20 protein-coding genes and 1 tRNA gene are annotated in these 21,576 nt (G+C 62.8%); 19 read left to right on the forward strand and 2 right to left on the reverse strand.

The window, feature by feature from the left end:
- Nucleotides 1-2: 2 nt before the first annotated feature.
- The 11 genes from E4662_RS15335 to E4662_RS15385 all read left to right on the forward strand — a co-directional run bounded on the left by E4662_RS15335 (nt 3) and on the right by E4662_RS15385 (nt 13,786).
- Entirely contained in the window at nt 3-1,115 is a 1,113-nt protein-coding gene (locus E4662_RS15335; RefSeq protein WP_136442461.1) for an ABC transporter ATP-binding protein, read from the forward strand.
- Complete coding sequence (locus tag E4662_RS15340) at nt 1,115-2,611, forward strand: FAD-dependent oxidoreductase (protein WP_168797995.1); 1,497 nt, start codon at nt 1,115-1,117, stop codon at nt 2,609-2,611. Before E4662_RS15335 ends, E4662_RS15340 begins: the two co-directional genes overlap by 1 nt.
- A complete protein-coding gene (locus E4662_RS15345; protein WP_136442463.1) occupies nt 2,608-4,203 on the forward strand; it encodes a GMC family oxidoreductase in 1,596 nt (531 codons plus the stop codon). Before E4662_RS15340 ends, E4662_RS15345 begins: the two co-directional genes overlap by 4 nt.
- Entirely contained in the window at nt 4,200-4,508 is a 309-nt protein-coding gene (locus E4662_RS15350; RefSeq protein ID WP_136442464.1) for a Dabb family protein, read from the forward strand. The genes E4662_RS15345 and E4662_RS15350 overlap by 4 nt, the downstream gene beginning before the upstream one ends.
- A gap of 35 nt (nt 4,509-4,543) precedes the next feature.
- Complete coding sequence (locus tag E4662_RS15355; protein WP_136442465.1) at nt 4,544-5,548, forward strand: LacI family DNA-binding transcriptional regulator; 1,005 nt, start codon at nt 4,544-4,546, stop codon at nt 5,546-5,548.
- Nucleotides 5,549-5,566: 18 nt separating this feature from the next.
- Nucleotides 5,567-6,730 (forward strand): Gfo/Idh/MocA family protein, encoded by a 1,164-nt coding sequence (locus E4662_RS15360; protein WP_136442466.1) that lies wholly within the window; start codon nt 5,567-5,569, stop codon nt 6,728-6,730.
- Between the two features lie 21 nt (nt 6,731-6,751).
- Nucleotides 6,752-8,836, forward strand: a complete 2,085-nt coding sequence (locus E4662_RS15365; protein WP_136442467.1) for an FAD-dependent oxidoreductase — start codon at nt 6,752-6,754, stop codon at nt 8,834-8,836.
- A 170-nt stretch (nt 8,837-9,006) separates the two neighbouring features.
- Entirely contained in the window at nt 9,007-9,420 is a 414-nt protein-coding gene (locus E4662_RS15370) for a c-type cytochrome (RefSeq protein WP_168797996.1), read from the forward strand.
- A 57-nt stretch (nt 9,421-9,477) separates the two neighbouring features.
- Nucleotides 9,478-10,185 (forward strand): ABC transporter ATP-binding protein, encoded by a 708-nt coding sequence (locus E4662_RS15375; protein WP_136442469.1) that lies wholly within the window; start codon nt 9,478-9,480, stop codon nt 10,183-10,185.
- Complete coding sequence (locus E4662_RS15380) at nt 10,182-12,545, forward strand: ABC transporter permease (RefSeq protein ID WP_240705209.1); 2,364 nt, start codon at nt 10,182-10,184, stop codon at nt 12,543-12,545. The genes E4662_RS15375 and E4662_RS15380 overlap by 4 nt, the downstream gene beginning before the upstream one ends.
- A 5-nt stretch (nt 12,546-12,550) precedes the next feature.
- The gene (locus E4662_RS15385) at nt 12,551-13,786 is read left to right on the forward strand and encodes an efflux RND transporter periplasmic adaptor subunit (protein WP_136442471.1); all 1,236 of its coding nucleotides are present in this window, start codon (nt 12,551-12,553) and stop codon (nt 13,784-13,786) included.
- Nucleotides 13,787-13,892: 106 nt separating this feature from the next.
- Here E4662_RS15385 and E4662_RS15390 read toward each other — a convergent pair.
- Nucleotides 13,893-13,982 (reverse strand) — tRNA-Ser (locus E4662_RS15390).
- Between the two features lie 153 nt (nt 13,983-14,135).
- Between E4662_RS15390 and E4662_RS15395 the strand changes: the two genes are divergently transcribed.
- The 8 genes from E4662_RS15395 to E4662_RS15430 all read left to right on the forward strand — a co-directional run bounded on the left by E4662_RS15395 (nt 14,136) and on the right by E4662_RS15430 (nt 20,944).
- Nucleotides 14,136-14,954, forward strand: coding sequence for a DUF2059 domain-containing protein (locus E4662_RS15395; protein ID WP_136442472.1), 819 nt, complete (start codon nt 14,136-14,138; stop codon nt 14,952-14,954).
- Between the two features lie 213 nt (nt 14,955-15,167).
- Entirely contained in the window at nt 15,168-15,767 is a 600-nt protein-coding gene (locus tag E4662_RS15400; protein ID WP_136442473.1) for a 50S ribosomal protein L21, read from the forward strand.
- Between the two features lie 21 nt (nt 15,768-15,788).
- Nucleotides 15,789-16,058, forward strand: coding sequence for a 50S ribosomal protein L27 (rpmA, locus tag E4662_RS15405; RefSeq protein WP_136442474.1), 270 nt, complete (start codon nt 15,789-15,791; stop codon nt 16,056-16,058).
- 157 nt (nt 16,059-16,215) lie between these two features.
- Nucleotides 16,216-16,755 carry a GNAT family N-acetyltransferase gene (locus E4662_RS15410; protein WP_136442475.1) on the forward strand — a complete coding sequence of 180 codons (540 nt, stop codon included), beginning with the start codon at nt 16,216-16,218 and terminating at the stop codon, nt 16,753-16,755.
- Nucleotides 16,756-16,889: 134 nt separating this feature from the next.
- Complete coding sequence (locus E4662_RS15415) at nt 16,890-17,405, forward strand: GNAT family N-acetyltransferase (protein ID WP_136442476.1); 516 nt, start codon at nt 16,890-16,892, stop codon at nt 17,403-17,405.
- A gap of 52 nt (nt 17,406-17,457) precedes the next feature.
- Complete coding sequence (gene obgE, locus E4662_RS15420; RefSeq protein ID WP_136442477.1) at nt 17,458-18,507, forward strand: GTPase ObgE; 1,050 nt, start codon at nt 17,458-17,460, stop codon at nt 18,505-18,507.
- Nucleotides 18,495-19,601: a glutamate 5-kinase gene (gene proB, locus E4662_RS15425; protein ID WP_136442478.1), complete on the forward strand. Its 1,107-nt coding sequence runs from the start codon at nt 18,495-18,497 to the stop codon at nt 19,599-19,601. The genes obgE and proB overlap by 13 nt, the downstream gene beginning before the upstream one ends.
- A complete protein-coding gene (locus tag E4662_RS15430) occupies nt 19,598-20,944 on the forward strand; it encodes a glutamate-5-semialdehyde dehydrogenase (RefSeq protein ID WP_276606312.1) in 1,347 nt (448 codons plus the stop codon). The genes proB and E4662_RS15430 overlap by 4 nt, the downstream gene beginning before the upstream one ends.
- Here the strand turns inward: E4662_RS15430 and E4662_RS15435 are convergent.
- Nucleotides 20,941-21,549: a histidine phosphotransferase family protein gene (locus E4662_RS15435; protein ID WP_136442480.1), complete on the reverse strand. Its 609-nt coding sequence runs from the start codon at nt 21,547-21,549 to the stop codon at nt 20,941-20,943. The genes E4662_RS15430 and E4662_RS15435 overlap by 4 nt on opposite strands.
- Between the last annotated feature and the right edge of the window lie 27 nt (nt 21,550-21,576).

Below are 21,576 nucleotides of genomic sequence, written 5' to 3' on the forward strand. Positions count from 1 at the left end.
ACATGGGCTTTCTTGATATCGACAACACGACCAAGTCCTATGGCGCGGTCGAGGTGCTGCATAAGGTCGACATTTCGGTGGAAGAGGGCGAATTTCTCGTGCTCGTCGGTCCTTCGGGATGTGGCAAATCCACGCTTCTGAACATGATCGCCGGGCTGGAAGAGATCACCAGCGGCGAAATCCGGATCAAGGATCAGGTGATGAACGGGGTGCACCCGTCAAAACGCAACATCGCCATGGTCTTCCAGTCCTACGCGCTTTATCCGAACATGACCGTCGGGCAGAACATCACCTTTGGTCTGGAGATGCACGGCGTGCCCAAACCCGAGCGGGAAAAGGCCATGCACGAGGTGGCCGCGCTCTTGCAGATCGACAAGTTGCTGGACCGCAAACCCGGCGCCTTATCCGGTGGCCAGCGCCAGCGTGTCGCCATGGGCCGTGCGCTTGTCCGCAACCCGGATGTGTTCCTGTTTGACGAACCTCTGTCCAACCTTGATGCCAAGCTGCGCGTCGACATGCGCACGGAGATCAAGAAGCTTCACCAGAACCTTGGCACAACCATCGTCTACGTGACCCATGACCAGATCGAGGCGCTGACCCTGTCAACCCGCATTGCGGTGATGAACGGTGGCTACGTGCAGCAACTGGGCACACCGCAGGAGATCTACGACAAACCGGCCAACATCTTTGTGGCAACCTTCATGGGCTCGCCCGCGATGAACGTGATCCCGGCCAAGGTTGAGATCGAGAACGGCCGCCCCGTGGCCTGTGTTGCGCTGCACGACGGTACGGTGACAACACTGCCGTTCAGCCAGGACAACATGGCGGAGTGGCAGGGCAAGGACATCCTTTTGGGGGTGCGCCCGGAAACCATCACCGATGAGGACGCGGCGGATCGCAAGTCCAAAAACATCGCGCATCTGACGAACCGCGTGGTTGTGACCGAACCGGCCGGATCGGACACCTTTGTGTCCATGACCCTTGGCAACCGGGACGTCATCGCGCGTATGCGCTCGGATGCCGAAGTGCGTCCGGGGGCGGATTTCACCTTTGCCGTGAACATGGAAAAGGCCGTGGCCTTTGATCCCGCAACCGAGAAGCGCATTCCGGCCTGATGGACGCAGATGTCATCATAATCGGCTCCGGCATGGGCGGAGCGACGCTGGCGGCGGCCTTGGCGCCGAGCGGTCGGCGCATCCTGATCCTTGAGCGGGGCGCGTATCTGACCCCGTCGCCTCAGGACCGGGACGCGAAGGCGATCTTCGCCGACGGCGTGTTTCGCCCAAGGGAGACCTGGCTGGACGGGCAGGGGCGGCGGTTCGAGCCGGGCAACTATTACAACGTCGGTGGCAACTCCAAGTTCTATGGCGCGGTGTTGCTCCGGTATCGTGAAGCGGACTTCGCGCCCATCGCGCACCCCGGCGGCAAGACAGTCGGATGGCCAATCGCGTACGCGGATCTGGAGCCGGAGTATCAGGCGGCGGAGGCGCTTTATGCCGTGCGCGGGGTCAAGGATCAGGACCCGACCGAGCCGCCCCATTCCGGCGATTACCCCTTTGCGCCCGTGCCGCACGAGACGGATATCGCGGACCTTCGGGCACGGCTTGAGCGCGTGGGCCTGACCCCGAGCAGCCTGCCTCTTGGTGTGGACGTCGATCGCTGGCTGGCGGCAGGGCAAACCACTTGGGACGCCTATCCAGACACCTGCGGCGGCAAGATGGATGCGGAAACCTGCGGTCTGGCTTCGGCCCTGCAACATCCAAACGTTTCGGTGAAAACCGGATGCCGGGTGACCCGGCTGGTCGCCGGTGAAAACGATCAGATAGAGGCGGTGGTTTGCGAAACTGCGAAAGGCCCCGAAACCTTACGCGCGCCTTTGATTGTTCTGGCCGCCGGGGCGGTGCAGACGGCGGCGCTTCTGCTGGCTTCGGCAAACGACAATTGCCCGACCGGACTGGCCAACCGATCCGATCAGGTCGGGCGCAACTTCATGAACCACAACTGTTCCGCGGTTCTGGCGCTGCATCCGTTCCGACGCAATCGCGCGGTTTATCAGAAAACCCTGATGATCAACGACTTCTATTGTGGATCACCGGGTGGGAACGGTCCGCTTGGCAATATTCAGATGCTGGGCAAGATCACCGGTCCGATCCTGGCGGCAACGACACCCATGCCGCGCTTTGTGGCCAACATGGTGGCGGCGCGCAGCTTTGACTTTTATGCCATGTCCGAAGACCTGCCGAGACCGGACAGCCGGGTGACGCTCAAGAATGGGCAGATCTGCCTTGATTGGAAGCGGTCAAACTGGGAGGCACATCTGCGTCTCGTGGCCGAACTGAAACGCGCGCTGCGCAAGGCGGGCTATCCCATCGTTCTGTCCAAAGCCTTTGATCGGCGCACCCCGTCGCATCAATGCGGCACGGCGCGGATGGGGACAGACCCGACAACCAGCGTCGTTGACGCGTTCTGCCGCAGTCACGATCACAGCAATCTTTTCATTGTCGATGCCTCCGTTCTGCCCACCTCGGCGGCGGTTAATCCGGCTTTGACAATCGCAGCGCTGGCCCTGCGCGCGGGGCGGCACATTTCCCTGACGGAGTTCGCAGCATGACAGCGAAGGGCTACGATTTTATCGTGATTGGTGGCGGGTCTGCCGGATCTGTCATTGCCGCGCGGCTGTCGGAGCATCCCGATGCCCGTGTGCTGCTGCTCGAAGCGGGCGGCAGTGACCGCCATCCGTTTTTCCATTTGCCAGCAGGCTTTGCCAAGATGACCAAGGGGATTGGCGCCTGGGGCTGGAGCACGACACCGCAGCGCTCCATGCAGGACCGCGTGTTTAACTATACCCAAGCCAAGGTCATCGGCGGTGGCTCTGCCATCAATGCGCAGATTTACACGCGCGGTGCGGCGCAGGACTACGATGAATGGCGCCAGATGGGCTGCGAAGGCTGGGGTTATGACGATGTGCTGCCCTATTTCAAGAAGTCCGAAGACAACGACACCTATGACAACGCCTATCATGCCAAGGGCGGTCCGCTGGGCGTGTCGCAACCGTCCGCGCCGTTGCCGATTTGTGAGGCGTTCATGGAGGCAGCTGGGGAGTTGGGCTTGCCGCGCATGGGAGACTACAACGGGGCGAAACAGGACGGCGTCGGCTACTACCAACTGACCCAGAAAAACGCCCGCCGCTCCTCTTCGGCCATGGCCTTCCTCGCCCCGGCGAAACACCGCAAGAACCTGACCATCCAGCTGAACGCACAGGTGCGGCGGATCACGGTTGAGGGAGGCCGCGCAACGGGCGTCGAATTGGCGGACGGCACCCGGATCACTGCGGATCGGGAGGTTATCCTCTCCTCCGGCGCAATCGGTTCACCCCGTTTGCTGCAATTGTCCGGGATCGGACCGGCGGATCATCTGCACGGGTTGGGCATTGATGTGGTGTTCGACCAACCCGGTGTTGGCGCGAACCTGCAGGATCATCTGGACCTTTATGCCATCTGCGAAGTCACCGGCCCGCACACCTACGACCGCTTTGCCAAGCTGCATCTGTCGGCCTTTGCGGGGCTGCAATACCTGCTGACCCGCAAAGGTCCCGTCGCCTCCAGCCTGTTTGAAACCGGGGGCTTTTGGTACGCGGATGAAAACGCGCGCTCTCCGGACATTCAGATGCACCTTGGCCTTGGCACCGGGATCGAGGCTGGGGTGGAGGTCATGCGCAATGGCGGTGTCACTCTAAATGCCTGCCATTTGCGCCCGCGCTCGCGTGGTTCGGTTCGTCTTCAGAGTGCCGACCCTGCGGACATGCCTCTAATCGATCCGAACTATCTGAGCGAGAGCTATGACCGGGAGATGTCGATCCGGGGCCTGAAACTGGTTCAGGACATTCTCGCTCAGGACGCGCTGAAACCCTTCATTCTCGCCGAGCGACTGCCCGGCCCGGATGTGCAGACCGATGAGGACTACTTCAACTTCATCTGCGTGCATTCGAAGACCTCGCATCACTGCGCGGGCACCTGCCGGATGGGCAGCGATGCTGAGGCGGTGCTGGATCCGCGCCTGCGGTTCAACGGGATCGCGGGTCTGCGCGTTGCGGACGCCTCGGTCATGCCGACAGTCAATTCCTCCAATACCAACGCCCCTTCCATCATGATTGGCGAAAAAGCCGCTGACATGATCAAACAGGACCAAGGACTCCTCACATGATCCGCCATATCGTATTGACCAAATTCAAACCGAACACAGCCGAAGAGACGATCAGCGCCATTTATGCGGGCCTCGCAGCGGTCGCGGACAAGCTGCCCGGCGCGCAAGGTTTCACGGGCGGACGCTCGGAAAGCCCCGAGCAGATCGAGCGCGGATACATGCACGGCTTTGTCATTGATTTTGACAGCTGGGACGCGCTGCAAACCTACGCCGACAACGAAGAGCACAAGGCGCTCGGGGGGCAGCTTGTCGAAAATGCCGTTGGCGGGATCGATGGAATTCTCGTTCTCGATCTCGACGTGTAAAGCTGCGTCCTGAAAACAGGCCGGAGTAAGCAATCATGGGTCAAAGACCGACCATACTGGATGTCGCGAAACAGGCGGGTGTCTCGAAATCGACTGTCAGCCTTGTGCTACAGGGCAGCCCGACCGTAAAGGACTCGACCCGCAAAGCGGTGCGCGAGGCGATGCAGGAGATCGGGTATGTCTACAACCGCTCCGCCGCGACGCTGCGCTCGTCCTCATCGGGGTTGATCGGTCTGGTGATCAACGATCTTCGCAACCCGTTCTTCACCGAATTTGCCGCGCTTTTCCAGATGGAGCTGGCAAAGCACGGGTTTGCGACCGTTCTGGCCAATTCCGACGAAGACCCGGAGCTGCAAAACAGCATGATTTCCTCGCTGGTGGAACATGGCGTTTCGGGGTTCATCATCTCGCCGGTCTATGGCGGGGCGGAGCAGGCGAATGCAGTGCTCAAACAGGCAAGAACGCCGACGCTGCAGGTGTTTCGCGCCCTGGAGGTCGGCGACACGCATCCGTTTGTGGCCCCGGACTACGAACACGGCGGGAAAACCGCGACGGAGCATCTGTTTGACATGGGCTGCAAGCGGATTGCATTTGTCGGCGGTCTTGAAGGGCGCCCGGTCACGCAAGAGCGTATGAAAGGCTACCTCGCCGTCCTGCGCGCGCGGGGACTGGAGCCGACCATCCTGACCGGCGAGGCAACGCGGGCTTTTGGCCGCGACATGGCCGCCACGCTGAAATCGGACTATCCGGATGTGGATGGCCTGATCTGCTTCAACGATCTGGTGGCTCTGGGCGTGCTGTCCGGCTGTATCGATCTTGGCGTCAAGGTTGGCCGTGATCTGCGCGTTGTGGGCTTCGATGACATCGAGGATTGCGCGAGCAGCTACCCGCCGCTGTCCTCGGTCAGCTCGGACATTCCCGGTTTTGCCAAACATGCCGCCGAGACGCTGGTGGCCTGGGTCAAGAACGGGACGGTGCCCAAGCCATCCCATCGGCTGGGCGTGAAGCTGGTCACGCGTGCGTCAAGCAACATGACATGAAACAAAAGGAGTCGTCACATGACCGAGGTTAGAGTCGCCGTTCTCGGTGCGTCCGGCTGGATGGGCAAAGTGCACACCATGGCCTATCAAACCTTTCCCCATTTCTTCGGCGAAAGCGGCGGCACAGCGCGGGTTGTTGCCTTGGTCGAGGCCAATGCGGAAGCAGCAAAGGCGCTCGCATTCCGCGCGCCGGGGGCCCGGATCGTCGGCGACTGGAAAGAGGCCGTAAATGACCCGGACGTTGACCTGATCGACATCTGCCTGCCTGACAATCTGCACTATGAGGTGGCCAAGGCCGCCTTGCTGGCGGGCAAACATGTCTATTGCGAAAAACCGCTTGCGGATACCGCAGAGCAGGCGCGGGAACTGGCGGATATTGCGCGGGAAAAAGGGGTCATCACCCGTGTTGGCCATGCCTTTCCGCGCAACCCGGTCCATGATCTCGCCAAGGAGATCATCGACGCGGGAGAGATTGGGGACATCACCCTGTTCAAGGGCTGCCAGCACATCGATCTCTACGGCGATCCGCTTGCCCCTTACATGTGGCGCGCCGATGGCGATCTCGCGCCGACAGGAATCGTGGGCGATACGGGCAGCCATGTGTTCAGTTTCATGGAATTTCTCGTTGGACGGGTCAGCCGCCTGATCGCGGACAATTACATCACCACGGATCAGCGTCCGGTTGTCGACGGTGTGGGTTACTCCGGTGCCGTCCAACTGTCCGGTTCGGAAGACATGCGGCCCGTGACCAACCCGGACGGCACCAATCTGCTGTGCGAATTTGCCAATGGCGCGCGCGGGATCGTGGACTTCAGCCGTACTGCGACGGGGCGCAAGTTCGTCCAGACCTACGAGGTCTACGGCACCAAGGGCAGCCTTGTGTATTCCTATGACGAGGTGAACCGCATCCGCTTCTACAGCAACGATGACCAGCCCGGCCGGCGCGGGTTCCGCGAGATCGACGTGGGCACCGAACATCCGACTTACGCGGCTTTCCTGCCGTTGCCGAACTTTGCGCTTGGCTACAACGAAAGCAAGATCATCGAGGTGGCCGAGGTTATCAAGTCCATCACCACGAACCAGCCAATGTGGCCCACCTTCGAAACCGGTCATCACATCTGCCAGATCGTGGATGCCTGCATGGCTTCATCTAAGGCCAAAAGCTGGATCGACATCGCCTGATTTTCAAAAGGACGCTGAACCGTGGCTCTTTCTGTCCCACAACACATTCTTGATGCGCTGACGGACGTGGCCATGCCGCGCCTGCAATCCGAACCAGAGGCGGCGCATACACTGCATGTCGCAGGCTATGACGTGCCGGTTTATCCCACCGGCGCGCTGGTTATCGGAAGCGGCGCTGCGGGCCTGCGCGCGGCGGTCGAGATGAAACGGCGCGGGGTTCAGGTGAGCCTGATCAGTCAAAGCGCCTGGGGCGGGACGTCCGCCTGTTCCGGCTCTGACAAGCAGACGCTGCACACGGCGAACACCAAGGACCAGGGCGACGATTTTCAGGACATGGCCCGCGCGATCCGCTCCGGCGGGGCGATGGACGAAGACACGGCCTATATCGAGGCGGTGGGGTCAATCCGGGCCATGGCGTCGCTGCAATACCTCGGTTTGCCGCTGCCGCAGGATGATCTGGGGGGCACACTTCGCTATCAGACGGACCATGACGAGGTGGGCCGCGCCACCTCTTGCGGGCCGCGCACGTCGCGCCTGATGGTCAAGGTGTTGGCCGAAGAGGCAATCCGTCTGGATGTGCCGTTCTACAACCACACCACGGCGGTGCGTGTGCTGATTGACGAGGGCCGGGTTGCCGGGCTTCTGGCCATCCGGCCAAAGAGCGGAACAAAGGCCAACCCCTATGGTCTGGCGCTCTTTCCCTGCAACGCGCTGGTTTTCGCAGCGGGCGGGCCGGGTGAGCTCTATCGGGACAGCGTCTTTCCGAACGGCTGTTTCGGCACGCTGGGCCTCGCTTTGGAAGCCGGGCTGGACCTGACCAACATCACCGAAAGCCAGTTTGGCATTGGCACGCGGCGTGAGGGGTTCCCATGGAACCTCTCTGGCACCTATGTGCAGGTCATCCCGCATATTTATTCGGTTGGCCCGGACGGGACTGAACATCATTTTCTGGCGGAGTATTTCCGCAACACGCAGGAGATGGCCTCGAACATCTTCCGCAAGGGCTATCAATGGCCGTTCCATGCCAGCCGAATGCTGGATTTCCAGTCTAGCCTTGTCGATCTCGCGATCTTCCGCGAGAGCCAAAAGGGGCGGCGGGTCTTCATGGACTTCAACCGCAATCCATCGCCCATTCCGGGAGATCAGCCCTTCAGCTTGGAGCGGCTGGACGAGGATGTGCGCGACTATCTGCTGAATGCCGGTGCCAGCCATGCACTGCCGATCGACAGGCTGCGCCACATGAACCCGCTCGCGATCGAACTTTACAAGCGCTACAAGGTGGACATCACCGCCGAACCGCTCGAATTCGCGGTGAACAACCAGCACATGAATGGCGGGATTGCCGTGGACACCTGGGGGCGGACAAACGTTCCGGGTATCTACGCGGTGGGCGAGGCGTCTGGCACCCACGGGGCAACACGCCCGGGTGGCTCTGCTCTGAACGCGGGGCAGGTCTTTGGCACGCGGGTGGCCGAACATGTGGCTGCGAGCGGGCAGGCGAAGCACGTGTCTCAATCGGACATCACGACAGGCGCCGAGCGCGCCATCGAGGCCATCGAGGGCGTGTTGAACGCGCAAAGCGCCTTGACGCCCCGGGACATTCGCGACGCCGTTCAGGCGCGAATGAGCGATCATGCGGGGATCTTGTGTAACGCCTCCGACGTCAAGGCGGCTCTGGAGGACGCGCGGGCTTTGAACGCGGCGATCCGGGAAGGCGGCATCGCTCCGTCTCGCAGCAGCGAAGTGGCGCGGGTGTTGCAATGGCAGCAAATGGCGCTCGCCTCCGAGGCGGTCCTGACCGCCCTGAACCAGTACATTGCCGCCGGTGGCGGCAGCCGCGGCGCGCGGGCCATTTGCGATCCCGAGGGCGAAAGCCTGCCGCAGTCGGTCAACGGGCCGTTGCCCGATGTGCGGTTCCGCGCTGAACGGGAAAAAGACATGCAGAGCCAGCTTATTGTGCGTCTCGTCGGGACGGATCTGACCGTATCCGAACGCCCTAATCGCCGCATTGATGAGGCATCGAAGTCCTTCTTCGAGCGCGACTGGCCTGCCTGGCTCACCGGCGGCATCTATGATCTGAATGCGGGTCAGGCCGATCCAGGCTGAACCGCCCGAACTTCGAAATTGCCTTGTTCCAGGACACGATGAACGAGGCGGCGGTGACCGCCGGTGTCCCATGTCGGCGCGCTCGGCCCGCAGGCAAGACTGTTGATCTGCGTCAACGACGGCCAGATGCAATCTCGCCACGATCAACCCGTTCGCGAAAGGGGGCGGTCATGGCATTCAGAGCGCTGCTTTTCACTCTTTGTTACCTGCCCCTGCTTCCGGCAGCTGCTGTGGCAGAAACACAATCGGTTGAGACGGGCCAGAACGATTATGAGATGTACTGTGCCACATGCCACGGCCTTTCCGGCGCCGGCGATGGCCCGCTGTCAGAGTACCTGACCGCCGAGGTGCCCGACCTGACCACGCTGTCGGAGCGCAATGCAGGGGTGTTTCCGCTGCGCCATGTGCTGGACATCATCGACGGAAGCGCTGAACTGCGCGGTCACGGCGGGGCCATGCCGGTCTATGGCTGGGTGTTCGAGACCGAAGCGGGCACGAACGACACCGCACACACGCCCGGCGACCTGCCTGCTCATGAGCGCATTCTGTCAGTCGCCCGTTATCTGGAAAGCTTGCAGAAATGAGCACTGGTGGGGCAACCGGCGAGACGATGCGGGACTGAGACGGAGCACGCGAAGGCTATGACACAACCGGCATACCGCACCGAAGGGTTGACCAAGGTCTACGGCGAAGGCCGCTCAGCCGTGCATGCGCTGCGCGGTGTTGATCTGGAGATCCCCGAGGGGGAGATCGTTGTGCTGCTTGGTCCGTCCGGGTCGGGCAAGTCGACGCTGCTGAACATCATTGGCGGGCTGGATCGGTCAACGGACGGTACCGCGCATTTTCGCGATCTTTGCCTCACCGGGATGAGCGACCGGCAGTTGACCCGCTACCGGCGTGACCATGTCGGGTTTGTCTTTCAGTTCTACAACTTGATGCCCAGCCTCACGGCGCGGGAGAATGTCGAGCTCGTGACGGACATCGCACCGCACCCGCTCGATCCGGATGACGCGCTCGAGCTCGTGGGTCTGCGCGACAGGCGTGATCATTTCCCGGCTCAGCTTTCGGGCGGCGAACAGCAGCGGGTGGCCATCGCCCGCGCCGTGGCCAAACAGCCGGATGTGCTGTTCTGCGACGAGCCGACCGGCGCACTGGACAGCCAGACCGGGCGGGCCGTGCTCCGCGTTTTGACGGATGTGAACGCGCGGCTTGGCACCACGCTCCTGATGGTCACCCATGCCGCCAGCACGGCGGCGATGGCGCACAGGGTCATTCATTTCGCAGATGGCCGGATCCGCGAAGTGGTGCGCAACGAGACTCGCGTCAGCCCTGAGGAGATCGCCTGGTGAGTCCGCTCGATCACAAGCTCCTGCGTGATCTGTGGCGGCTTAAAGGGCAAGCGGCGGCGATCGGCGCGGTGGTCGCGCTTGGCGTTTTGATGTTGGTGATGATGACCGGGCTCTCAGCTTCGCTGACCGAAACGCGTGATGCCTATTATGAGCGCTATCGGCTGGCGGAGGTCTTTGCGCCTGTGGCGCGTGCTCCGGAACGGCTGGCCGAACGGCTGGGTTCCATTCCCGGTGTTTCTGCGGTCCAGACCCGGGTGACTGGACAAGCGCTGATCGACCTTCCCGGGCGGCTTTTGCCGGTGCAGGCGCAGGCGCTGTCCTTGCCCGACAGCGGCCGTCCCGCGCTCAACGATGTCTACCTGACCGATGGACGGCTTCCGGCCCCGGCACAACCCGATGAGGTGCTGCTCCTGCGCAGCTTCGCCCGCGCGCATGGGCTTGTCCCGGGCGATCATCTCCGCGCCACGATGCGCGGCGCGCGGCGCAGCTTTACAATCGTCGGGCTCGCGCAAAGCCCGGAGTTTCTTTATACAACCGCCCCCGGTGAGCTTGTGCCCGATGACGCGCGTTTCGGCGTGATCTGGATGAACCGCTCCGGTCTGGCCGCCGCTTATGACATGTCCGGGGCCTTCAACGAGGCGCTGCTGGGTCTTGCTCATGGCGCGGGCGAAGCGGGTGTGATCGATGCGGTGGACAGGGTGCTCGAACCTTATGGCGGCATCGGGGCCTATGCCCGTGCCGATCAGCTGTCCAGCCGGTTTGTGGCGGAGGAAATCAACGGGATCCGGGTCACCGCCATTGCCGTGCCCCCGGTTTTTCTCGGGGTGGCCGCCTTTTTGCTCTATATCGTGATCGGCCGCCTTGTGCAGGCAGAACGCGAGGAAATCGGGCTGCTCAAAGCGTTTGGCTACACCAATGCAGAGGTCGGCGCGCATTACTTCAAACTGATCCTCGCCATCGCCATTGGCGGTGCCTTGGCCGGATGTTTGGGTGGCATAGCCTCCGGGCGCGCGATGACCGGGCTTTACACGACCTACTACAAGTTCCCGTTTCTGGTGTTCCGCCTTGAGCCTGTGTCACTGGTTGCTGGCGTGTCGACCGGCATCCTTGCCGCCTCGACAGGCGGGCTGTTCGTGATGCGCCGGATCTTTTCGCTCGCCCCGGCCGAGGCCATGCGCCCGCCGACACCGCCCAACTACAGCGGCAGCGGGCGGATCGGGCAGGGGCTGGCCCGCGTTCTGGACGTGCCGGGCCGCATGGTGCTTCGCAGGCTGACGCGGCAACCGGTGCGCATGGCCGGGGCGGTCGTGGGCATCGGCTGTGGCATGGCTCTTTCCGCCGCGATGATCACGCTGCACGCCGGGTTTGACCGCACCATCGAGCTGACCTATTCGGTCATAGACCGCAGCGATGTTACCGTAACCTTCACCCATCCGGTGAGCAGCAAAACCTTGTTCGAGCTGGCCCGCTTGCCCGGTGTGCAGCGGGTCGAGGCTGTGCGGCACGTTCCGGTTGTGATGCGCCACGGTCGGATCAGCCATCGCGGCGCGCTGACAGGATTGCCGGAACAGCCGGAGTTGAGCCGAGCGCTGGATACCGATGTTCGTCCCATCGCCTTGCCCGAAACCGGGGTGATCCTGTCGCGGGTGCTTGCGCGCAAACTGGCGATTTCGCCGGGCGAACTGCTCCGCGTGGACGTGCGCGAAGGCCGTCAACCCGAGCTGACGATCCCTGTGGCGGGCATCGCCGATTCTCTATTGGGCGCGCCCGCTTACATGAACCTCGATGCGCTCAACCGCGCGCTGCGCGAGCCGCGGCGGGTTTCGGGCGCGGCGCTCTTGATTGACGAAGGGCAGGGGCCTTCTATCCATGCCGCGCTGCAAGACATGCCGGTGGTCGCCGGGGTCAGCGTGAAATCCGAGGCCCGCGACGCCTTTGTCACGCTGATGGACGAGGGCGCGGGCACCACGCGCTACATCATGGGGGCAATCGCCTTCGTTATTACCTTTGGTATCGTCTACAACGCCGCGCGCGTGGCGCTGGCCGAACGGCAGCGCGATCTGGCCTCGCTCCGGGTCATGGGGTTCTCACGCGGGGAAGCGGCCTTTGTGCTGCTGGGCGAGCTTGCGGTGGTGACGCTGGTGGCTCTGCCTGTGGGCGTGGTGCTTGGGTATTTTCTCTCCTTCGCCATCGCCGAAGGATTTTCGACAGATCTGTATCAGATCCCGGTGTTTTTCGATCCGCTCAGCTATGGCCAGGCCACGCTGGTGGTGCTGGGGGCGGCGGTGGTCTCGGGCTGGCTGGTCAAACGGGATCTCGACCGGGCGGATCTGGTTGCAACCTTGAAGACAAGGGACTGAAGAACATGGCACGCAACAAGAAAAGATCGCGGATACTGCTGTCAGGGGCGGTGGTTGTGCTGGTTGGGGCCGCGCTGGCAGCGGCGTTCTGGCCACGTCCCGTCCTTGTCGATCTGGGCACGGTCAGCCGAGGGCCGATGCAGGTCACCATCGACGAGGTGGGCCGCACCCGCGTGAGCGAACCCTACGTGGTCTCCACACCGGTGGCCGGGCGATTGCAACGGGTTCAGGTGCGCCCCGGCGATACGGTGGTCAAAGGGGAGACCATAGTGGCGCATATGCTGCCGACCAATCCCGTGGCGTTGGATTTACGAACACGAGGACAGGCGCTGGCCGCGGTTCAGGCGGCGGAGGCGGCGCTGCGGGTCTCGCAAGCCGACCATAACGCCGCGATTGCAGGCTTTGATTTGGCGCGGGCCGAACGCGACAGGGCGCAATTGTTGGCCGACCGTGAGATTGCCAGCGCGGCAGACCTTGAGCGCCGCCAACAGGCGTTCCGGGTGGCCGCTGCCACGGTGCAGACGACCGAAGCGGCCATTGCCATGCGCGAGGCGGATCTGGCCAATGCCCGCGCGCAACTGCTCGACTTCGACGATGAGGGGGGCAATGGCGACGCGGCTGCAGAGGCAGATCGCGATATCCCGCTTCATGCCCCGGCCGACGGTCGTGTGCTGCGCGTGGTCCAGCAGAGTGAGACCACGCTGCCATCTGGGGCCCCAATCATGGAAATTGGCAATGTGGAGACCGATCTCGAAGTGGTGGTGGAGCTGATCTCGTCCGATGCGGTTGGCGTGAAAGCCGGGGATCTGGTGTCGCTGACCAACTGGGGTGGTCCAGCCACGCTCACAGGAGAAGTCAGTCGTATCGATCCGCTGGCCATCACCAAATATTCCGCTCTGGGTGTTGAGGAACAGCGCGTGCCCGTCACCGTGACGTTGACCGGGCCGGTGCAGGACCGCGAGGCGCTTGGTCATGGGTATAGGGTCGAAACGCACATCATCGTCTGGCAATCTCAGGACGTGCTTCGCGTGCCCGCCAGTGCCCTGTTCCGACACGGCCCGGATTGGGCGGTCTTCGCGGAGGACGAAGGTCGTGCCAGCCTGCGTTTGGTTCAAATCGGTCGCACAAACGGTATCGAAGCGGAGGTGGTGCGCGGTCTCAAGGACGGAGACAGAGTGGTGCTTTATCCTTCGGCTGCAATCACGGACGGCAGCGGAATCGCATCGCGGATCGCGCAGTAAGGTGAGGCGGAACCCGGGGTCGGTTCCGCGTTGAAACAGTCGAGATCGTGCCATTCGGCTGGCGGCTCTTACGAGCCCGGCAGTTCTTGGCAAGATCAAGGGTAAATGGCGGAGAGACAGGGATTCGAACCCTGGGTCCCCGTGAAGGGACAACGGTTTTCGAGACCGCCCCGTTCGACCACTCCGGCACCTCTCCGCGGGGGTCTGGGTAGGGGGCGTTTAGCGATCTTCTCTGGGGCGTGCAACAGGGAAAACGCGCCTATTGGCGGGTTCCGTCCCATGATCGTGAACGGCCCTTGGAAATCCCGTGCGCCCCGCATAGGTTTCAGACCAAATCAACGGAGCTCCCATGCGACCCATTCGACAGTCCCTGATGTCCAGCCTTGCCGCAATTTGCCTCGCCGGTGGGGCCTGGGCTGCGCCGGTCGATGATCTGATGCGGGCGGTGCAGATCGATGAGATGATCGAGATCATGCGCGACGAGGGTTTGACCTATGGCGAAGAGCTGGCCTTTGACATGTTCGGCGGTCCGGGCGGCGCAGGCTGGCAGGCGACTCTCAAGCGAATCTATGACGCGGAGAAAATGAGCGCGCTGGTGCGCAGCACCTTTATCGCCAGTTTTGCGTCCACGGACGCGCAGCCGCTGGTGGCGTTCTTTGAAAGCGACAAAGGCGTGCGAATCGTTGGCCTGGAACTCGAAGCGCGCCGTGCCATGGTGGACGACGATGTCGAGGCCGCGGCGCGTGCCAGCTTTGCGGAGCTTGACGGCAGCGATGACCCTCGGCTTGCCCAGGTGCAGACCTTCATCACGGCCAACGATCTGATCGAAGCGAATGTTACGGGTGCGATGAACGCCTCCTTTCAGTTCTATCGCGGGCTGGTGGAGGGTGGCGCCTTTGCCATGACCGAGCAGGACATTCTTGCGGATGTCTGGAGTCAGGAAGCGGAAACACGCGTCGACACCCGCGAATGGCTCTTTGCCTTCATGCTGCTGGCTTATGGCCCGCTCGAGGATGGCACGATGGACGCCTACATTGCCTTGTCGGAATCGCCGGAGGGCAGGGCGCTTAATCGCGCGCTGTTTGCGGGGTTCAATACAATGTATGACGAGGTCTCTTATGCGCTGGGGCTGGCGGTGGCACAGCAAATGCGCGGTGAAGACCTCTGATCGGACCTCTGTGCTCCCCGAAAGCATCAGATCATGGGTTTGGACGCTTGACTTAACGGATAGCCCGGCGTAGATGCGAGGCTCCAAGCCGCCCCGCACTCCGGGGCGTCTTATCATTTTTGACAACCGCCCGGACAGGGCGCGCTGTTCGAGGGTATCCAACGCCGGGTCAAACCGGGGCCCGAGGGACGCGGTAACACGAAGGAAGACGCGATGTTCGCGGTAGTAAAAACCGGCGGCAAGCAATACAAAGTCCAGTCGGGCGACATGCTCCGGGTGGAAAAGCTGGCTGCTGATGCGGGTGAAACCGTTCAATTCAACGAAGTTCTGATGCTTGGCGGCGACACGGTCACCGTGGGCGCGCCGCTGGTTGCCGGCGCAGGCGTTCAGGCCGAAGTCATCGACCAGATCAAAGGCGAGAAGCTGATCAACTTCGTCAAGCGTCGTCGTAAGCACAGCTCGCAGCGCACCAAGGGTCACCGTCAGAAGCTGACTCTGGTGAAGATCACCGAGATCCTCGCATCCGGCGCAGACGCATCCGGCGTGAAAGCGGCCGTTGGCGCAGGCTCCGTTCCGGCATCCGCTAAAGCAGCCCCTGCTGCGAAAGCGGCCAAGGCAGACGCGGCTCCGGCCGAAGCGGCTGCTGGCGCTGATGACCTGACCCAGATCAACGGTGTCGGCCCCGCCGCTGCCAAGAAGCTGGTTGAAGCAGGTATCACCACGTTCGCGCAGCTTGCAGCTGTTGACGCAGAGACCTTCGAGGCCACCAAAGTGAAGCCCGAATGGGTCGAACAGGCCAAGACGCTGGTCTGATCAGAGATAGGAGAGTAACTCATGGCACATAAAAAAGCAGGCGGTTCCTCCCGCAACGGTCGCGACTCCGCAGGGCGTCGCCTCGGCGTGAAACTGTACGGCGGTCAGGCTGCAATTCCGGGCAACATCATCGTGCGCCAGCGCGGCACGAAGTTCTGGCCGGGTGAAGGCGTTGGCATGGGCAAGGATCACACGATCTTTGCAACCGTCGACGGCGCGGTAACCTTCCACAAAGGCCTCAAAGGCCGCACCTTTATTTCGGTTCTGCCAGTGGCGGAGGCCGCAGAGTAAGCCGACCTTAAGGTTTTTGACAAATAAGGGGATCGGCGAACAGGCCGGTCCCCTTTTTCTTTTCGATGTGCACGCATAAGTAGTTTGAAGCTGCCAGGTGTTCGCAAGCCTTGCTGCCGGTTTTTGAAACCGGTGCTCTTGGAGGAGGAGCAAGCCTATGAGTTTGGATACGATGATGAGACAGCCCGTGGTGGAGGCGGCGCGTTTTGATCTGCGCCCGATCCGGCAATCGGATATGGGGTTGCTGGATCATTATGCCGGGGATAAGCGTGTGGCGCGCCAGACCACGTCCATCCCGCACCCGTTGCCGCCCGGTGCGGCGGAGGCCTTTGTTGCGCGCTCCACGGCCCCGGATCGCGATGCGATGGTCTGGGTGTTGGACGGCACCCGCGCGGACGGGCCGGAACTGATGGGCATCATGACCCTGAAGATCATGGACGCGGCGCAATCCGAACTCAGCTACTGGGTTGCTCCGCCGTTCTGGAACACTGGTATGGCCTCTGACGCGGCCAAGGCGCTGGTGGCAGCGAACCCGCTTGGCAACGAGACGCTGTTTGCCTGTTCGTTTCAGGACAACCCGGCATCGGCGCGTGTGCTGGTGAACTGCGGTTTTGAGTACATCGGCGACGCGGAAGCGTTTTCTGTCGCGCGCGGCGCGAAACTGCCAACCTGGACCTACATCAACCGTCTGACCTGACCCTTTTGCCGGGGGCCGGGGCAGAGCCCCGGCCTACCGTGCCTTCGGCTCTGTGATCCCCCTTCGGCGCAAACACCTGCGTTCGGTAGGGCGGGGCTGTGCCCCGCCGCCCGGCCAAGAGACAAGAGCCTGCCGTGATCCTGACGACCCACCGCCTGACTTTGCGTCCGCTGCACCGCTCGGACGTCATGCCGATCACGGCCGCGCTGGACGACATCTCGGTCTCCCGCTGGCTCCTGCGCGTGCCCAGCCCTTACCGCCCCTCGGACGCGCACAGCTTCATTCGCGGTGTCCTGTCGGAGAAACGCGCTGTCTGGGCGATCTGTCCCAAGGGCCAATCGCCCGTCGGTGTCATCGGGCTGCACGGCGCTTTTGGTTACTGGTTGGCGCGCGGCGCGTGGGGCCATGGATACATGACAGAGGCTGGTCGTGCTGTTGCCGCTCATCACTTTTCGCATTCGGAGGATGCGCTTCGCTCTGATTATTTCGAAGGCAATTCCGGATCGCGCGGGGTTCTGCACAAACTAGGTTTCCGCGAAACCGGAGAGAGTGAGACGGTCACCCCAGTCGCCACCGGCGCGCCGATCCGCATGATCCACATGCGCCTGTCGCGGGGCATGTGGCAGACGCCGGACAATACCCCCGCTTGAGCGCCGCTCAAAACCCGGTTACACGAGCCGAAACCCAAGAAAGCCCGTTCCCATGAAGTTTCTCGATCTCTGCAAGGTCTACGTCCGCTCCGGCGCGGGCGGCAATGGCTGCATCTCCTTTCGCCGGGAGAAGTATATCGAATACGGCGGGCCGGATGGCGGCGACGGCGGCAAGGGGGGCAATGTCTGGGCCGAGGCCGTTGACGGGCTGAACACGCTCATCGACTTTCGCTATCAGCAGCACTGGTTTGCCAAGAACGGCCAGGGCGGCATGGGCCGTAATCGCACGGGGTCCGATGGCGATGACATCGTGTTGCGTGTGCCGGTCGGCACGGAAATCCTCGAAGACGATGAGGAGACGGTGATCGCCGATCTGACCGAGTTGGGCCAGCGCGTGCTTCTGGCGCGCGGCGGCAACGGCGGCTGGGGCAACCTGCATTTCAAGACCTCCACCAACCAGGCCCCGCGCCGCGCCAACCCCGGTCAGGAGGCGGTGGAGCGCACGCTTTGGCTGCGCCTGAAACTGATCGCCGACGTGGGTCTGGTGGGCCTGCCCAACGCGGGCAAATCCACCTTCCTCGCGGCAACCTCCAATGCGCGGCCCAAAATCGCCGATTATCCCTTTACCACGCTGCACCCGAACCTCGGGGTTGTTGGGGTGGATAATACCGAGTTTGTGGTCGCCGACATTCCCGGCTTGATCGAAGGCGCGCACGAAGGGCGCGGCCTTGGCGACATTTTCCTTGGCCATGTGGAGCGCTCTGCGGTGCTTTTGCATCTGATCGACGGCACCTCCGGGACATTGATCGAGGATTATCAAACCATCGTGGACGAGCTGGCGGCCTATGGCGCCGGTCTGGCTGAAAAGCCGCGCGTGACGGTTCTGAACAAGATTGACGCGCTGGATGATGAAGAACGCGCGTTTCTGAAGGACGAGCTTGAGGCAGTGGGCGCGGAAGGCGTCATGCTTATGTCCGGCGCGTCCAAGGAAGGCGTGACCGAAGTGCTGCGCGCACTCAGACCCCACGTCGAAGACCTGCGCGAGGCCGAAGCCAAAGAGTTGCGCGGCGATGAGGATGAGGACGGGACATGGATGCCCTGAGCGCCGCCAAACGCATCGTCGTCAAGATCGGCTCGGCGCTTCTGGTGGACCGGGATACCGGCGCGTTGCGGAGCGGCTGGCTGCGCGCCATGGCAGAGGACATCGCGGCCCTGAAACAGCGTGGCGCTGACGTGGTTCTGGTCTCCTCCGGGTCGATTGCGCTGGGGCGCGGTGTTCTGGGCCTGCCGCCGACAAACTTGCCTCTGGAACAAAGCCAGGCGGCGGCCTCCGTCGGCCAGATCCGTCTCGCACGGGCCTATGAAGAGGCGCTTGCGCCGCATGGGCTGACCACAGCGCAGGTGCTCCTGACGCTCGAAGACACGGCGGACCGTCGCCGGTATCTCAACGCACGCGCGACCTTTGACACGCTGCTGGGTTTTGGCGCGGTGCCGATTGTGAACGAGAACGATACGGTGGCGACCGATGAAATCCGCTACGGTGACAACGATCGTCTTGCGGCGCAGATTGCCGTGACGGTGGGCGCTGATGCGCTGATCCTGCTGTCGGACGTGGACGGGCTTTATACGGGCAACCCGAACACGGATCCGGCCGCCACGCGTTTTGACGAAGTCTCCGAGATCACGCCCGAGATTGAGGCGATGGCCGGGGATGCAGGCTCGGGTCTGTCGAAGGGCGGCATGAAAACGAAACTGATGGCGGCCAAGACCGCGACGGCTTCGGGTTGCGCCATGGCGATCACCCATGGTTTCGAGGACCATCCTCTCAAGCGCCTCGCCAATGGTGCGCCCGCCACCTGGTTCAAACCGCAGCTGGACCCGCATGCGGCGCGCAAGCGCTGGATCGCGGCGATGAAACCGCAAGGGGTGGTCGAGGTCGACGAAGGCGCGGCCAAGGCGCTGGTGTCCGGCAAATCGCTGCTGCCCGCTGGTTTGCGCGCGGTCGAAGGCCGCTTTGGCCGGGGCGAACCGGTGGCCATTCGGGTCACTGACGGGCGCAATCTGGGGCAGGGGCTGAGCCGCTACACATCGGACGAAGCCCGGGCCATCGCGGGCCATCGCAGCGCCGAGATCGAAGACATACTGGGGTATCCGGGCCGCGCGGTGCTGATCCACCGCGATGACATGGCCCTGTGAGCCTAGGGGCTTGCAAGACTCGGACCCAAACCCAAAATAGACTAAACGCAATCAACCCAAGCAAAGCGAGACACGTCATGAAAGACCTGACCGACATTCCCGCCCTCATGGCTGACATCGGCGCACGCGCCAAGGCCGCCGCAGCGGAACTCGCGTTTGCTCCAGCTGAGGCCAAGCAAAAGGCGCTCGAAGCCGCCGCCGAGGCGGTCTGGGCGCGCCGCGCCGAGATCATCGAGGCCAACGGCAAGGACATGGAATTTGGCCGAGACAAAGGGCTGAGCGCCGCCATGCTGGACCGGCTGATGCTGGATGAGGCGCGCATTCAGGGCATCGTGGATGGCCTGCGCGCGGTTGCGGCGCAAGAAGACCCTGTTGGCGCGGTCATCGAAGAGTGGGATCTGCCCACGGGCCTGAGCATCCAGCGGGTGCGCACGCCGCTTGGCGTGATCGGCGTCATCTATGAGAGCCGCCCCAACGTGACGGCGGATGCGGGCGCGCTTTGCCTCAAGGCAGGCAATGCCGTGATTCTGCGGGGCGGCTCGGAGAGTTTCCACAGCTCCGGCGCAATCCACGACTGCCTTGTCGATGGACTGAAAGCTGCGGGTCTTCCCGAGGATGCCATTCAGCGTGTGCCCACCCGGGACCGCGCGGCGGTGCAGGAAATGCTGACCATGACCGAGTATGTGGACGTGATCGTCCCGCGCGGTGGCAAGGGGCTTGTTGGCCTGGTGCAGCGCGAGGCCCGTGTGCCGGTCTTTGCCCACCTTGAAGGCATCGTTCATGTCTATGTCGACAAGGATGCCGATCCGGTCAAGGCGCTGTCCGTGGTGATGAACGCCAAAACCCGGCGTACCGGAATCTGCGGCGCGGCGGAATGCCTTCTGATCCACCGCGATGTGCTGGACACCATCGGGCAGGGTCTGATCAAGGCGCTGCTCGATGCCGGTGTCGAGGTGCGCGGCGATGAGACGCTTCAGAGCATTGAGGGTGTCACCGCGGCGGGCGACGAAGATTGGGGCTGCGAGTATCTGGATATGATCATCGCAGCGAAGGTCGTCGACGGCATCGACGCGGCGATTGCCCATATCAACCAGTACAGCTCCAGCCACACGGATTGCATTCTGACCGAGGACGATGCGGCTGCGGCGCGCTTCTTCCAGCGGCTCGACAGTGCGATTCTGATGCGCAATGCCTCAACGCAGTTCGCCGATGGCGGCGAGTTTGGCATGGGCGCGGAGATCGGCATCGCCACCGGGAAAATGCACGCGCGCGGCCCGGTTGGAGCGATGCAGCTGACCTCGTTCAAATACCAGGTGACCGGGGACGGGACGGTGCGCGCCTAGCGCACCAACTCGATCCGGAGGCTGCTGTCGCCCACGTGCACCCGCAAGTTAAGGCCCCGTTCCTCCGCCAGCAGCGTGAGCAGGGCGAATTGCACCTTGTCCGCGCCGATCTCTTCCGGTCCGGGGCCACCCGTGAGGTGGTCCCACAGAGGTTTGACCGCGTTGATCCGAGGACCTTCTGCGCCAACGGACCAGCCGGTTTCACCACGTTCAATGTGCACCGTGCCGCCCTGCGGCAGCGCCGACTCGCAGCATAGATAGGCAAGGAAGGCCATCTGAACCTCTGCGCGGGGCAGGTCCGCGTCCGGTCGCCAGTCTGATTGCACGCGCGCTCCGGCCGTCAGGTCTCGCAGGATCGCGCGGATTTCCCGGTCTCCCATCATCTGACTGCCGCCGGCGCTGCCAAATGCGACACGGAAAAACTTGATCCGGGCGGCAGCATTGGTACAGCTATCGCGGATCAGTTCCAGTTCCGGCATATCGTTGCTCAGACCGGACAGTTCGAGCAGCTCAAGCCCGTTCTGAATGGCCCCGACCGGGCTGATCAGATCGTGGCACAGGCGGGAGCCAACGAGGGAGGCCAGATTGGCTGTGTATTTGGTCATCATTTGCTCCGCTTGAAAGGGGACAGC

This window comes from Pacificoceanicola onchidii, from assembly GCF_004804335.1.
Lineage (GTDB): Bacteria > Pseudomonadota > Alphaproteobacteria > Rhodobacterales > Rhodobacteraceae > Pacificoceanicola > Pacificoceanicola onchidii.